Source organism: Janthinobacterium sp. SUN073 (genome assembly GCF_030397665.1).
In the GTDB taxonomy this organism is placed as follows: Bacteria; Pseudomonadota; Gammaproteobacteria; order Burkholderiales; family Burkholderiaceae_D; genus Janthinobacterium.
On record NZ_JAPUBT010000002.1, the window covers coordinates 346,347 to 359,143 of the forward strand.

At 60.6% G+C, this 12,797-nt stretch carries 13 protein-coding genes; 3 read left to right on the top strand and 10 right to left on the bottom strand.

Annotated elements, in window-relative coordinates:
- A complete protein-coding gene (locus O0882_RS09540) occupies window positions 1–765 on the bottom strand; it encodes an alpha/beta hydrolase (RefSeq protein WP_289947367.1) in 765 nt (254 codons plus the stop codon).
- A gap of 86 nt (window positions 766–851) precedes the next feature.
- Between O0882_RS09540 and O0882_RS09545 the strand changes: the two genes are divergently transcribed.
- Together O0882_RS09545 and O0882_RS09550 are read left to right on the top strand one after the other, a co-directional pair.
- The gene (locus O0882_RS09545; protein WP_289947368.1) at window positions 852–1,619 is read left to right on the top strand and encodes a helix-turn-helix transcriptional regulator; all 768 of its coding nucleotides are present in this window, start codon (window positions 852–854) and stop codon (window positions 1,617–1,619) included.
- 199 nt (window positions 1,620–1,818) lie between these two features.
- Window positions 1,819–4,326, top strand: coding sequence for a UvrD-helicase domain-containing protein (locus O0882_RS09550; RefSeq protein ID WP_289947369.1), 2,508 nt, complete (start codon window positions 1,819–1,821; stop codon window positions 4,324–4,326).
- A gap of 25 nt (window positions 4,327–4,351) precedes the next feature.
- Here the strand turns inward: O0882_RS09550 and O0882_RS09555 are convergent, their stop codons facing one another.
- From O0882_RS09555 to O0882_RS09575, 5 genes are all read right to left on the bottom strand, one after another.
- On the bottom strand, window positions 4,352–4,996 hold the full coding sequence (locus O0882_RS09555; RefSeq protein ID WP_289947371.1) for a CatA-like O-acetyltransferase: 645 nt from the start codon (window positions 4,994–4,996) through the stop codon (window positions 4,352–4,354).
- A 73-nt stretch (window positions 4,997–5,069) separates the two neighbouring features.
- A complete protein-coding gene (locus O0882_RS09560; RefSeq protein WP_289947373.1) occupies window positions 5,070–5,399 on the bottom strand; it encodes a hypothetical protein in 330 nt (109 codons plus the stop codon).
- Window positions 5,400–5,478: 79 nt separating this feature from the next.
- Window positions 5,479–6,351 carry a hypothetical protein gene (locus O0882_RS09565; protein WP_289947374.1) on the bottom strand — a complete coding sequence of 291 codons (873 nt, stop codon included), beginning with the start codon at window positions 6,349–6,351 and terminating at the stop codon, window positions 5,479–5,481.
- Between the two features lie 234 nt (window positions 6,352–6,585).
- On the bottom strand, window positions 6,586–7,806 hold the full coding sequence (locus O0882_RS09570; protein WP_289947376.1) for an MFS transporter: 1,221 nt from the start codon (window positions 7,804–7,806) through the stop codon (window positions 6,586–6,588).
- 77 nt (window positions 7,807–7,883) lie between these two features.
- A complete protein-coding gene (locus tag O0882_RS09575) occupies window positions 7,884–8,909 on the bottom strand; it encodes an ice-binding family protein (RefSeq protein WP_289947378.1) in 1,026 nt (341 codons plus the stop codon).
- Window positions 8,910–9,399: 490 nt separating this feature from the next.
- Between O0882_RS09575 and O0882_RS09580 the strand changes: the two genes are divergently transcribed.
- On the top strand, window positions 9,400–10,179 hold the full coding sequence (locus tag O0882_RS09580) for an EAL domain-containing protein (protein WP_289947380.1): 780 nt from the start codon (window positions 9,400–9,402) through the stop codon (window positions 10,177–10,179).
- 33 nt (window positions 10,180–10,212) lie between these two features.
- On the opposite strand, the gene O0882_RS09585 is transcribed toward O0882_RS09580, so the two are convergent.
- The 4 genes from O0882_RS09585 to O0882_RS09600 all read right to left on the bottom strand — a co-directional run bounded on the left by O0882_RS09585 (window position 10,213) and on the right by O0882_RS09600 (window position 12,751).
- Entirely contained in the window at window positions 10,213–10,509 is a 297-nt protein-coding gene (locus O0882_RS09585) for a pentapeptide MXKDX repeat protein (protein WP_289947382.1), read from the bottom strand.
- An 81-nt stretch (window positions 10,510–10,590) separates the two neighbouring features.
- Window positions 10,591–11,361: a molybdopterin-dependent oxidoreductase gene (locus tag O0882_RS09590; protein WP_289947384.1), complete on the bottom strand. Its 771-nt coding sequence runs from the start codon at window positions 11,359–11,361 to the stop codon at window positions 10,591–10,593.
- Between the two features lie 11 nt (window positions 11,362–11,372).
- Window positions 11,373–11,969 (bottom strand): cytochrome b/b6 domain-containing protein, encoded by a 597-nt coding sequence (locus tag O0882_RS09595; RefSeq protein WP_289947386.1) that lies wholly within the window; start codon window positions 11,967–11,969, stop codon window positions 11,373–11,375.
- Entirely contained in the window at window positions 11,969–12,751 is a 783-nt protein-coding gene (locus O0882_RS09600; RefSeq protein ID WP_289947388.1) for a DUF1223 domain-containing protein, read from the bottom strand. The genes O0882_RS09595 and O0882_RS09600 overlap by 1 nt, the downstream gene beginning before the upstream one ends.
- Window positions 12,752–12,797: the final 46 nt, after the last annotated feature.

The window sequence follows — 12,797 nt, forward strand, 5'->3', positions numbered from 1 at the left end:
TCACTGCGCCGATAAAAACGCCTCGATGCTGGCCGCCAGGGCCAGCGGCGTTTCATTCATCGGATAGTGTCCCGCATTGCCCAGCACTTCCAGCCGGGCTTGCGGGTACCACGCCAGATAGGTGCGGCGCATCAGGGCCGCATCGAAACGGGGGTCGTGCTCCCCCACCAGCGCCAGCAAGGGCAGTTCCACGCACGCCGCCTTGATTTCTTCACTGAAATCCGTCCCGCTCCACGCGAGGAAGTAGCGTGCGAACGCTGTCGGATCCGACCTTTCCCACGAATACTGCGCCTTCCAGTCCAGCCAGGTGGCGGACAAGCGCCCGCCCGTGCTGCGATCGATGATGGTGCGCCGCGCTTGCTTGTTGCCGCTGGCGTCGAGAAACAGTTGCCGCGCCGCCCCGTCGAACATCACGCCGCAACTGGGCACGGGCGCCACGGCCACCAGTTTGCGCAAGCGCAAGGGAGCCAGCAAGGCCAGCCGTTCCAGCGCCATGCCGCCCATCGAGTGACCGACCACGCTGAAAGTGGCCAAGCCCAGCGCATCGGCCAGCGCCAGCGCGTCGCGGGCCACTTCGTCCATCGAGTAGTCGCCTTGCGCGCCGCGCATGCCGCCATAGCCGCGATTGTCCATGAAGACATAGCTGAAAGCGCCGCCATCGAGGGCCGCTTCCATCGGCGCGAATGCGTGCGCGTCGCCAAACCAGCCGTGCAGGACGATGACGGCATGGGGGCCAAGACCCACCCGATGATAGCTATTGTGCATGCAGACTCCTGAAAAAAGAGTGCATGGTAGGCGCCCAGCAGGCGGCCCGCTTTCGATGTCAGGTCAAATACTATAGAGTACGGGCCATGGATGATTTTTATACGGAAGTGCCACGTCCCTTGATCGCCACCGCGCGCGACCATGCCGCCGGCACGATGTTCCCCAGCCACAGTCACGCACGCGGGCAATTCGCCTATGCGGCGCGCGGCGTCATCAGCGTGCACACGCCGCAAGGCAACTGGCTGGTGCCGCCACAACGCGCTTGCTGGGTCCCGGCCCGGCTATCCCACGGCATGCGCATGCAGGGCGCCGTGACCATGCACAATGTCTTCATTGACGAGGCCGCCATCGCCAGGATGGGCTTGTCACCCGATTGCCAGGTGCTGGACGCCTCGCCGCTGCTGCGCCAGTTGCTGGCCGAGGCCGTGACCGTGGAGGCCTTGTATGCGGAACAATCGCGTGCCGGACGGCTGATGGCCTTGCTGCTCGATGAAATCGCCGCCATGGCAGCCCTGCCCCTGAGTGCGCCCCTGCCCCAGGACGCCAGGCTGGCGCGGCTGTGCATGGAATTGCTCGAACATCCCAGCCTGGACAGCAGCCTGGACGCGATGGCGGCGCAGGCGGGCATGAGCCGGCGCACCTTTACGCGGCAGTTCCGCGCCCAGACGGGGCTGGCCTTTGCCCAATGGCGCCAGCAGGCGTGTCTGCTGGCGGCCATTACGCGCCTGGCCGAAGGGCAAGCCGTCACCAGGGTCGCGCTCGATCTCGGTTATGCCAGCCCCAGCGCCTTCACGGCCGCCTTCCGCCGCGTGCTGGGGCGGGCGCCCAGCGACTATCTGGAGCGCGCCACATAGAAAAAGCGAGACCAACGCAGAAAATTTCTACATGGCTGAGCTGAACTCGCTGTCTCAAAGAGGGACTAAGCAACATGGCAAGCAAGAAAGCTTCCATTGCTGCATCAATAAATCACGAAAATAAACATAAATATTCCCGCAAGGAAATATTTGTGGATTTTTATCATATGATCCCGGCATATCCACCTTCGCGCCCAGCATGAACAAACTCAATGCAATACTGGACTTCCTGGGCCTGATGACTATCGGGCATCACACCACCTTATTAACACAGGAAAAAAAGGAGCAGGCGGCGCGGCGTTCACAGGAACAGAGAACCGTTGAACGCGAGCATGGCACGGCTTTGGCTGAAGCCAAGGCTGTGGCCTATCAGCATGGCTTTGAAGCGGGACGAGCGTATGAAGCTGACGCGCAAGCGGCGACGCTGGCAGCAGAGAAAGCGCACCAAGCGCAACGCCAACGCCAAGCCGAGGAGGCGCGCAAAAACTGGCTGGTGAGCGCCATGTCCCTGGGATTTACACCGCGTGTCAGCCGTGAATTCAAGACGGAGGTGACCGCGCGCTTCCCGCATCCGCCCACAGCGGACCAGTGGAAGATGATCCTGGCCGACGACCCTGCCACCTGCGTCATTGCCGGTGCCGGCTCCGGCAAGTCTACATCGCTGGTCTTGCGCGTGATCGCGCTCAACCTTTACCTGGGCATAGACCGCAACCAGCTCTCCGTGTTCACCTTCACCAAGGCATCTCGCTTCGATTTCATCGAAAAGCTACAGGCGAGCCTGTCAAAATGGCAAATTCAGTTATCGGAACAGGAGGCAAAGCGCATCGTGCGTACCTTCCATTCCATGGTGCTGACGATGGCACGCGAAAGTATGCCGGTACGCCCCAAAGTGCTTGAGTTGCTGGATCGGGAGAAAAAAGGCGAAGTCGACGCACTCGATGTTGAAAACATGCTGGAGCTGGCAGAATCGGACGACCTGCAAGACGAGAGCGACAGTGAGGATGCCTCCCCCGCTATGCTGACCGAAGAGTCGGACGACACGCCAACGCTTGACGACCTGCTCGGCATCGCCTACGAACGGGCCTTCAATCGAGATCAAGTCTTTTACGCTATGGCGATCCAGCTATACAAACTCAGCCTGACCCAGGCTCGCCAACCGACCGATGGCAAGACGCAAGGCAACATCAAGTGGATCAACGATATCGACCAGAGGATGACAGCCGCCCTTGAACACGCCTGGCGCCACGACATCGCCCCCGGCATCTGGCCGCTGGACGGTATCAATGTCCGTCTCGCCGCCATCGACGTATCGTCGCAGACAAACAAGCCCTTCTGGGTGAATGGCTACGTGCCGCAAATCGGCGCCTACATTATTCTGGGCGGGGCCAAATTTTATGCCGGGGCGAGCTACAACAGCATTCCTTGCGCCGCCGCGATCTACACCAAACGCAAAGTGCTGGCGGGTATCAGCGACAAGCCCTTGCTCTGGATTGATACGCTTGAACAGTTGCAGGAGCTGAAAATCCAGCTGAGCTGGCTAGCCGCACATGCGGAAAGACGCGCCGACAAACTCACGTTCAAGATGATCGCACCAGGTGACTTCAAGAGAAAGCCGATCACCAAGTGTTTTCATGGCATGGCGCAGTTTGTGGAAAATCTGGGCTTGCCGGTAGCTGCTACGCTCTCCAGCGCCATCGCCAGCCAGCAAAACAAGCTTGGCGGCGATGCCGTGTTCATGCAGGCCACGGCGCGTTTCTGGCCCTATTTCGAAGCCGTGCTGAAGGAGCGCGGCATCTGCTCATTCAATCAGCTGTTCGCGCACTATTCCGAAGATCATCCAGAAAATTTTGCTGCGGTGCCACTGCATGTGCTCGGCGCCATGCGGCATCTGATGGTGGATGAGTTCCAAGATGTATCTCCACAGATTGTCAAATGGATTAGAGGTTGCCAACGAGAACTAGTCAGACGTGACATGGCTGGCTCCCTCACCTGCGTCGGTGACGACTGGCAATCAATCTATGGCTGGCGCGGCAGTTCGCCGGACTTCTTCGTCCAGTTCAAACAGCACTTCCCTGCCGCCAAGCATGGCAAAGTCATATTGAAGGAGAATTTCCGCAGCAGCGACTACCTGATCCGCTGCGCCGAGTCGGTGCTGGTCGGCGTGCCTGGCATGGAGCCGAAAACCTGCGTGGCCGAGGGAAAATGGGCCGATGCCAACCTTCCGGTACAGATTCATGGCGTGAAAGGCGAGCTGCCATTTGAGGCAATCCGACAATATATCGGCATGGAAGTTGCGCGCACCGAAGCCTGCGAGGAGCGCCCCATGCTGGTACTCTCACGCGAGAGAAGACACCTCGAAAAGCTCAAAAGGGTGTCACGCCACGATTGGGGCAAGGCAGTCAGGTGCATGACCTTCCATGGCGCCAAGGGATTGGAAGCACAATCCGTCGTATTGCTCGGCGATTGCCACTACACCGGTTCCACGCCCTCGAAAAATTTCTTGTACGAAAAAGCAGGCCTGGGCAGCTATGACGATGCGCAGCGAGCGGAAGCGCGCCGACTGGCCTATGTCGGCATCACGCGGGCAATGGAAAAGTGTCGCTGGTTCGCCGTCAGGAAAGACAATGGCGCAATCGCCAGCCTGCCTGCTTCCCGTCCCTATGTCACATACGCCACTATCGATGCCAAGCAGGCGAACACTGTCTGAACGTATCGAAGGACAGGCCGGTACGCTAGGCTGCAATGATGGCGGCGATGCGCTGGCCCAGCGCCTGCGCCAGCTTCTGCACATGATAACCATCGACAAAGCCATGGTGCGCCTGCGCGGAAAACGGCACCCGCATGCGGCCATCGTCCTGCGCAGGGCCGAACTTGCCCCAGGTAAAGGTCGGGATATCGGCGTCGCGGTGGCGGTAAATCGGGTGTTCGATGGCCGCCAGCTCCAGCCATGGCAGGCAGGTGATGTAGATATTGTTGCGCTGCTCACGCTCGCTCTCTCCCTCGCCCGTGTTGATCAGCGCGGAACTCGCTTCGGCGAGGCGTTTCGCTTCCAGGCTGCGTTCGATGAACAGGTCAAGCTGGTCCGTCATCGTGAAACGCGTGTAATTGAGGTTCTCGTCGCCGTTGATGACGGTGTAGGAAGCGGGAAAATCGTCAATCCTGATCACCTCGCCCTGGCAAATGCGGTACATGAAATTATCGATGCCCTTGACCGTATTGAGCAGGCAAAACAGGAAAAAATGGAACACGGGGATGTTCCGTTCCTTGCACCAGGGCCGAAAGTCCGGCACGTCGAGCTGGAAGTCGATGTTGACAAGGGGATTCTCAAACGCCCGGAACAAGTCGTAGCGGTCGCGCCGCTTTGCAAAATTTTTCATGCGGCGAGTGTAGACGATGGCGGTGCTGGCGGGCAAGTCATGCAGTATCCGCCAGCAAGTTGCCAGGATTTCATCACTGCATGTCACTGCGACTTGACTGTCTGGCGCGCAGATCAAGAAAAACATGCCCCAGGATTTTTCTGCCGTGTATATCGACGATCACAGTCAGATAGGTATCATCGAGGGGAACGGGAATGCCGATGTGTTGAAACTTTCCATCCGGCGATTCATAAATATGCGCGACCTGCCAATTCCAGTGCGCGGCGTCGCCAAAGTCACTGCCGATAACCAGATCGGCATATGCCCAAAGATCGACGACTTCCCTGGCGGTTTCAGTCACCTTCAGCATAGGCGCATGAAACGTTTTTTGGTATTCGTCATTCGACAGTAAATGTGTTTTCATTTTTAATCTGCATTTGACCACCGACCGGGATAGCCCGGTCGCCAACCTCCCTGTATCGGGAGGCATGTTGCGTCGGAATTTACCCGGCCTGATTGATTTCGTCGTCTATCATATGGGCGAACAGGTCGAAACTCAGGATACCCGTGCCAATGCATGAAAACACCGTGGTGCCCGCCGCATCCTTGATCGTCAGTTTCTCGGTCCAGTCATTCAGGTTCATGCACTTCAGGCTGGCGCCAGGCCAGGTGACGCCATCCACATGCAAGCCCTGCGCCGATAAGGCCAGTTCCTGTGTCTTGACATTCAGGAAATTGCCGAACAAGCGCTTCTTGTACACGTCGCCACTGCTGATGTAACGGAAATTCACGCGCTCACCGTCTGCAAGCTTCTGCTTCAAGACGGGCATGCGGTATTCCAGGTAACGGGAACGAAACGCGTCCATGAACTCGTCAAAGCGCTTGAGTTCTCCGGTAGCCCATATCCAGGGCTGGTCGGCGCCCGTGCGGTAGGCAAGATTATTGATCATGCCTGTCATGGCGGTGGAGCCGCCGGCGAACAGATACAGGTCTTCGATATCGGCAAAGGCAGCGTAGCTGCGAATGCCGTCCAATTCATGTACCACGCCGTCTTCATGCAATTCAAAACGGCTCTTCCGCCGCTTGAGCATTACCGCGCGCATGACCAGCACCAGCAATGCGAGCAGCAATAGAAAAGCCGCCGTGCCATAAAGAATCGTCAAATTGCTGTGCGTGCCCAGTTTGGCGCCGTTACGCAGCGTCATGGCCTGCGATTCAGTCAGTGTCTTCTGGGGCAGGGTCGTGCTCAGGTACAGCACCAAACCCGCCACTGCCGCCAGGATCGCCGCAAATACCGCAAAGAGCATAGGTACTGTCTTGCCATGCAAATACACGGCGAGTGCTTTATTGGTTTGCGGGATACTAAAATTGCCCATGTAATCTTCCTGTTAAATGATAGGAGGGTTTTCAAAACCCGGATGCCGACATATAGTCGGACCGGATTGTCTCCTATCTATTGCAGGAATGGCCACACGCAAGCGCACTCAATACTAAGCTTCGTCAATCATGAAGCTGATTATTGGCTGAGCACTTTATTATCTGGCATTGCAGGATTTCCCGGGCCACGTCGGCCACGTCGTCCTCCAGCTCGGCAATTATGCGCGGCCGTGTCATGTGGAAGCAGCGTGCGCCAGGCCCCGCTGCACCTTCCACGCCAGCGGCAAGGTCAGCAGCAATATGGCCGCCAGCGCCAGCAAGGCTGTGGGCACGCTGGTATGGTCGCCCAGCGCGCCGAACAGTACGGGAGCCAGCGCGCCGCCGCCGATGGTGCCCGTGTAGAACAGGGCGAACGCGTGCTCGCGCTTGCCCTGTTCCGCCAGTTCCGGCACCGCGCCGTACAGCACGGACGAAGTGCCATTCAGCGCCAGCCCCAGCAAGGGCAGCATGGCCATGACGCCGGCCAGCGGCAGCCACAGGGCCGCGACGATCAGCACGGAAGTCATCGATTCCGTCAGCCACACGGTTTTCATCATGCCGATGCGCGCGCCCAGGTAGCCGCACAGCAGCTTGCCGAAGGCGCCGCCCACGAACAGCAGAGACAGGGCCACGCCGATGCCGGCCGTGCCCGCGCCCTTGCTTTTCAGCAGAAATGGCAAAAAGGTCAGAAAACCCATGCGCACGGCGCTGTCCAGCGTGCCCGTGGCCAGCAGCGCGCGAAAGCCCCCTTTCGAGCCGCTGCCGGCAATGGTCTTGCCCGCCGTTTTCGCGCCGGCACGCAGCTCGCCCGGTTTCGGCAATAGCCACCACAGCAAGCCGGCCGCGCCCAGGCCCAGCAGTCCCAGCAGCGAGACGCTGGCTTGCCAGCTGCACACCAGCAGCAGCAAGCCCATCAGTGCAGGAATCAGGGTCTTGCCGATATCGCCGGCGAAATTGTATTGCGACAGCGCCTCCTTCACGCCGCCGCCCGCCTCGTGCGTGTCGGTGACGATGGACGAGGCCAGCGGATGCTGGGTGCTGGCGCCCAGGCCGCCCAGCAGCAAGGCCACCAGCAGCACGGCCAGGCCGCCCGCCTGCCCGGCGATCAGGTAGGCGATGCCAGCCAGGGTCGTGCCGCCCACCAGCATGCGTTCGCGTCCCCAGCGCCTGGCCATGCGGCTGGCCAGCAACTGGAAACCGGCCATCATGCCCGAGTAGGACCCGCGCAACAGGCCCACCATGGCGTAGCTGATGGCAAACTGCGCTTGCCAGATGGGTAGCAGCACATAGATCACGTCCGTCAAGCCGTCATGCACGGCATGCGCGCTGCAGGCGGCGAACAGCGAGCGGCGGCGCAGGGATTTGTCGGAATCAGGGGAAACGGCAGGAAGCGCGGCGACGGAAGGTTCGGTCATGACTGTGCATGCAAGAAATCAGGAGGCGACCAGCTTACTACAAATTGCAAATAGCATCTTGCTCGCCTTGCGTCCCCTTACAGGCGCGCCTGCTTGCGCTGCCGCATCAGGCCAAGCAGGGCAAGACCACCCACCAGCATGGCGTAGCTGGACGGTTCCGGCACTGCCGGTATGTCGATGCGGCGAACAGCGGTACCGTCCACGATATCGAAACCGCTGCCTATGCCGCTGCAGCCCTTGCCGCCGATGCGCGCGCCGTCGCCCGTTGACACATACGATGTGGCGGAAAAGAGCCCGCCGCACGCGCCACCCACGCCCGTCACGCTGGTGCCCGCGCCCACGCTGACGTAATTCTTTGCCAGGACGGTGCCGATGAACTCCCCGCTGGCGCCCAGGCTCGTGTAGCCGCCACTATTCCAGATGACGCTGTTGCTGGCATCGGCATTGATCAGGACAATTTTCATGGCCGCTCCGGTGACCAGGTAATCGTCGATATTGAACACCCAGGATTGATTGGAGCGGTTCTGTCCGTCCAGGGTCAGCGTGATGCCGGCCGTGGTCGACAGATTGGCCGCCGAAAACACGCCCGGATACAGCGTGGTGTCGAGCGTCATGGTCGTGCCCAGGGCGGTCCCCCGCCCCATGTTCTTCAAGGCGGCCTGCGCGGCGCCGACCTGCTGCGCATCGCTCTGCACGTTCACCGGCGGCGCGGAAAGCGTGCCTGCACCATGGGTGGTGCTACTGGCGGACAAGGTGACCGCGCCCAGCGCCGCCACCTTGCCGGCCACGCTGGCATTGGCGCCGACGGTGGCGGCGCCGCCACTGAGCATATTGCCGCTCACGACGGCATCGGCGCCGATGGTGGACGCGCCCAGGGACAGCAGATTGCCGCTGAGCCGCGACGCGGCGCCCATGGTGGCGACATCGCCCGAGACGATATCGCCCGTGACGGTCGAGTTCGCGCCCGTGGTCGCATAGGTGAGCGCAAACACGGAGGAACCGGCTAGCGACTGGCCAAACAGGGGCACGCCTTCGGCATGGACTTGCGCGGCAGTGCAGGCCAGCGTGACGAGCAGCGCCAGTGTCGATGGAGGCAATTTCATGGGTTTCTTTTTGCGCAGCTTGCGCATGAATGGAGTGACGTGCAATGGAGTTACGTGCCTATCCCGGGCCATCATGGCCAACTTGAGAATGCACGGTCGTGTCGCGACTAGCGGCAGGCAGCAGAGGTGAAACACCTGAAACGATATCGTCGAATGCAGCAAGCCAGTACGACCGCGAATACGGGCCGGTAGGCGGGGAAGTACCGCGGGGGCATGGGCGGCGGGCGTTCAGCTGTTCCGATGGGCGGGTCACACTGACAACATGACGCATCGGAACTGGTAAATTGCTTAATGGAAATAGTACAGCGCCTGTCGGCGATTAGCCAGTCAATTATTACTATGAGGAAATTTGTATTATTTTCTGTCTCATTTCTCCCCTGGCACAACCTTCCCCCTGTTTTGGCGCACCATAAATATAGCTCCACAGGCACAGGGCCGTGGTATAACTGCCATGTACACCTTGTACCTTTCATCAGAGGCCAGCGCGACCATGACGTCCTCCAGCGATACCCCGGACCAGTCCGGGAAAAAGGCAGGCTGCAGCCAGTGCCGGGATGCCGCGCCACTGGGCTTCGACTTCACTTTTGCCTACCAACCGATCGTCGACCTGTCCACGCGCTCGATCTTTGGCCATGAAGCACTGGTGCGCGGCCCGAACGGCGAATCGGCATACTCGATCTTGTCGCAGGTGAATGACGAAAACCGCTATGTGTTCGATCAGGCCTGCCGCGTGCGCGCCATCGAGGGCGCGGCCCGGCTGGGCATCGAGGAATATCTGTCCATCAATTTTCTGCCGAATGCCGTGTACCGCCCGGAAGCGTGCATCCAGGCCACTTTAGCGGCGGCGCGCGCATGCAATTTCCCCATTCGCCGCATCATCTTCGAGGTGACCGAGGGCGAAGAAGTGCGCGACCGGCCCCACCTCGTCAACATCTTTCATGAATATCGCCGCTTCGGCTTCCAGACGGCCATCGACGATTTCGGCGCCGGCTACGCGGGACTGACCCTGCTGGCGGAATATCAGCCGCATATCATCAAGATCGACATGGAACTGGTGCGCGGCATCGAAGCCAGCGCACCCAGGCAGGCGATCGTCAAGGGCATCGTCGCCATGTGCAAGGAACTCGACATTCAAGTCCTGGCAGAAGGCATCGAAACGGCCGCCGAGCGCGATTGCTTGAAGGGGATGGGTATCGACTTGATGCAGGGATACCTATTTTGCAAACCGGCACTGATGGCCATCGGCGTGATCAATCCGGCAGCGTGGTGACCGGCAGTCACCACGCACCATTCTGCTCCGGCCTTACTTGCCCATCGCATCCTTCTTCATCTCGTCCTTTTTCATTTCATCCTTCTTCATGCCGTCTTTCGCCATGGCATCTTTTGCCATGCCATCCTTGGCCATGTGATCCTTTTTCATGTGTTTCTTGGCCATCGGCTTGTGCATGCCGTCCTTGTCCATCGCATCCTTGTGCATGGCGTCGGCCGAAGCGTCCTTGGCCATCGGGTCTTTCTTCATGGCGTCCTGGGCAAACGCGGCGCCCGACATGAGGATGGCGGAAGCGAGGATGGCGGCGAAGGTGGTGATGGTGGTTTTCATGATATGTCCTTGTCTCTAGGTTAAATGGGCAAGTGCCCGGTGTAAAAGCGACTACGGTGCTGCAGGTGTTGCTAAAAATGTTCAGGAACCGCCGAACCAGTTATATCCCTGATTCTCCCAATACCCTCCCGGATACGTATTCGTGACGAAAATGGCCTGGATGTGCTTGGGATTCTTGTAGCCCAGCTTGGTCGGCATGCGCAGTTTCATCGGGTAGCCGTATTTCGGCGGCAATTCCTGGCCGTCATACGTGAGGGCCATGATGGTTTGCGGATGCAGGGCCGTGGCCATGTCGATGCTTGTAAAATAATCGTCGGCGCACTTGAAGCCGATGTATCTGGCCGTCGTGTCGGCGCCCACCCGCTTGAGGAAGTGGGAAAACGGCACGCCGCCCCACTTGCCGATGGCGCTCCAGCCTTCCACGCAGATGTGGCGCGTGACCTGCGTTTCCTGTGGCAGGGCGCGCAGCTGCGGCAAGGTCCACGGCTTCTTGTCGGCGATCAAGCCACTCAATTCCAGGCGCCAGGCGTCACCATCGACCTCTTCCACCTCGTCCTCGCCGTAATACGCGTTGAAGGGAAACGGCCGCGTGATCATGGAATCGGGATACGTGGGCGCCAGTTTATTCGGGTCAAACAGCCAGCCCTGTACCCGGTCGTTGAAGCGCGAGACGGCCGTCAGCGCCGTTTCAATGCTGGATGGGTCATTGATGTTGCAACCGGTCAGCAGCGACAGGCCGCCCAGGGTCAGGCCGCGCTGCAGGAACAGGCGCCGCGACGGCTGTTTGATCTGGCGCAAGGCGTCGGCCAGCATGGCCTGGCCCTGCTCTGGCACGATGATGGTTTTTTTCATGATGCTCTCCTTTAACGTCCGCGCAGCATGGCGAGCAGTGTGCGCGGCACCAGCGCCACCATCAGCAGGTGCACGCCGACAAAGCCCGTCAGCAGCGCCATGGCGATGAAGTGGACTCTGCGCGCGCTTTCGTAGCCGCCCAGCAGCTCGCGCAAGATGGGAAACTGCACGGATTTCCACAGCACCAGACCGGACAGCACCAGCACGATGCAGTCGAGCATGACGAACAGATAGGCGGCGCGCTGCACCATGTTGTAGCGGCGCGGGTCCGCATGGGCCAGCTTGCCCTTCAGCGCGGCAAGGAAATCGGCCAGCAGCAGGCGCGGCGAGAGGGGAAAGAACTGGCGCCGCAGCCGTCCCGAGACGATATTGATGATGAGATACAGCAAACCATTGCCCACCAGCAGCCACATGGCGGCGAAATGCCATTGCAAGGCGCCGCCCAGCCAGCCGCCCAGGGTCAGCGCGCGCGGCAGCTCGAAGGGGAAGAAGGGCGCCGCGTTGTAGATGCGCCAGCCGCTGGTGGCCAGCACCACCACGGCCACGGCATTGAGCCAGTGCGTCAGGCGCAGCCAGGCGGGGTGGATCACGCTCGCTGGTCGGCTCATCACATCACTCCTTTCGCGCACGATGCCGTGCTGACGGCTTGCAGGATGGCGCTGCTGTCGGCCCGCTGCACGAAGGCCACCACTTGCAGCTGCTCGGGGCGCCAGCTAACGGGCAGCTTGACTTCGCGGCGCAGCCGGGCGCTGCCTTGCGCCAGCGCAACCGGCCCCAGCCACAGGCGCACGGCCGCATCGTGATGCAGGGTGGCGCCCCGGTTTTCGCCGCGCAGGACGGTCGAGACGATGGCGCTTTCGCTGATGGCCACATACAGCTGGCCGCTCGTCTGCGCGTCCGGTGCGCTGGCATCGGCTTCAATCACTAGTTTTCCGCCCGGCCCCGGCGTGGCGGACAGGCCGATAGCGACGGGCGCGGCGGTCGCATTGATGCGGCGGATGGCGGCCGGCAGTTGCGTATCCCAGCTGCGCAACTCCGTGCCACCCACAAAGAATTGGGGCGTGTAAGCCACATGGCGCGGCTGGAGGCGCAGCAGCTCGGCCTGGCGCGCATCGAATTGCGGCTGCGCCAGCGGGTCCGTCCAGCCAATCTGGTCCCAGTAAGTGACGTGCAAGGCCAGCGGCACGATCAGGCTGGCCGCGCCCGCTTCCTTGCGCAAGGCGTTCAGACGCTGGTCGGCGGGCGGGCAGCTGGAGCAGCCTTCGCTGCTGTACAGTTCCACCAGCGCCGCCGTCTGCGGACCGCTTTGCACGGCGCAGCGCTGGCCCGCTGCCACGCTCATGCTCAGGACGGGAAGTAGAAGTATTGCAAGGCGGTGCTTGATGTCCATGGTCTTTCACCGGTATATTAAATTAAGAAGCGTTGAATGAAGAAGC

Coding starts and splice junctions, on each gene's coding strand:
- O0882_RS09550 (WP_289947369.1), top strand. CDS start 1,819: ATGAACAAACTCAATGCAATACTGGACTTCCTGGGCCTGATGACTATC.
- O0882_RS09560 (WP_289947373.1), bottom strand. CDS start 5,399: ATGAAAACACATTTACTGTCGAATGACGAATACCAAAAAACGTTTCAT.
- O0882_RS09555 (WP_289947371.1), bottom strand. CDS start 4,996: ATGAAAAATTTTGCAAAGCGGCGCGACCGCTACGACTTGTTCCGGGCG.
- O0882_RS09545 (WP_289947368.1), top strand. CDS start 852: ATGGATGATTTTTATACGGAAGTGCCACGTCCCTTGATCGCCACCGCG.
- O0882_RS09570 (WP_289947376.1), bottom strand. CDS start 7,806: ATGACCGAACCTTCCGTCGCCGCGCTTCCTGCCGTTTCCCCTGATTCC.
- O0882_RS09590 (WP_289947384.1), bottom strand. CDS start 11,361: ATGAAAAAAACCATCATCGTGCCAGAGCAGGGCCAGGCCATGCTGGCC.
- O0882_RS09565 (WP_289947374.1), bottom strand. CDS start 6,351: ATGGGCAATTTTAGTATCCCGCAAACCAATAAAGCACTCGCCGTGTAT.
- O0882_RS09540 (WP_289947367.1), bottom strand. CDS start 765: ATGCACAATAGCTATCATCGGGTGGGTCTTGGCCCCCATGCCGTCATC.
- O0882_RS09585 (WP_289947382.1), bottom strand. CDS start 10,509: ATGAAAACCACCATCACCACCTTCGCCGCCATCCTCGCTTCCGCCATC.
- O0882_RS09580 (WP_289947380.1), top strand. CDS start 9,400: ATGACGTCCTCCAGCGATACCCCGGACCAGTCCGGGAAAAAGGCAGGC.
- O0882_RS09600 (WP_289947388.1), bottom strand. CDS start 12,751: ATGGACATCAAGCACCGCCTTGCAATACTTCTACTTCCCGTCCTGAGC.
- O0882_RS09575 (WP_289947378.1), bottom strand. CDS start 8,909: ATGAAATTGCCTCCATCGACACTGGCGCTGCTCGTCACGCTGGCCTGC.
- O0882_RS09595 (WP_289947386.1), bottom strand. CDS start 11,969: ATGAGCCGACCAGCGAGCGTGATCCACCCCGCCTGGCTGCGCCTGACG.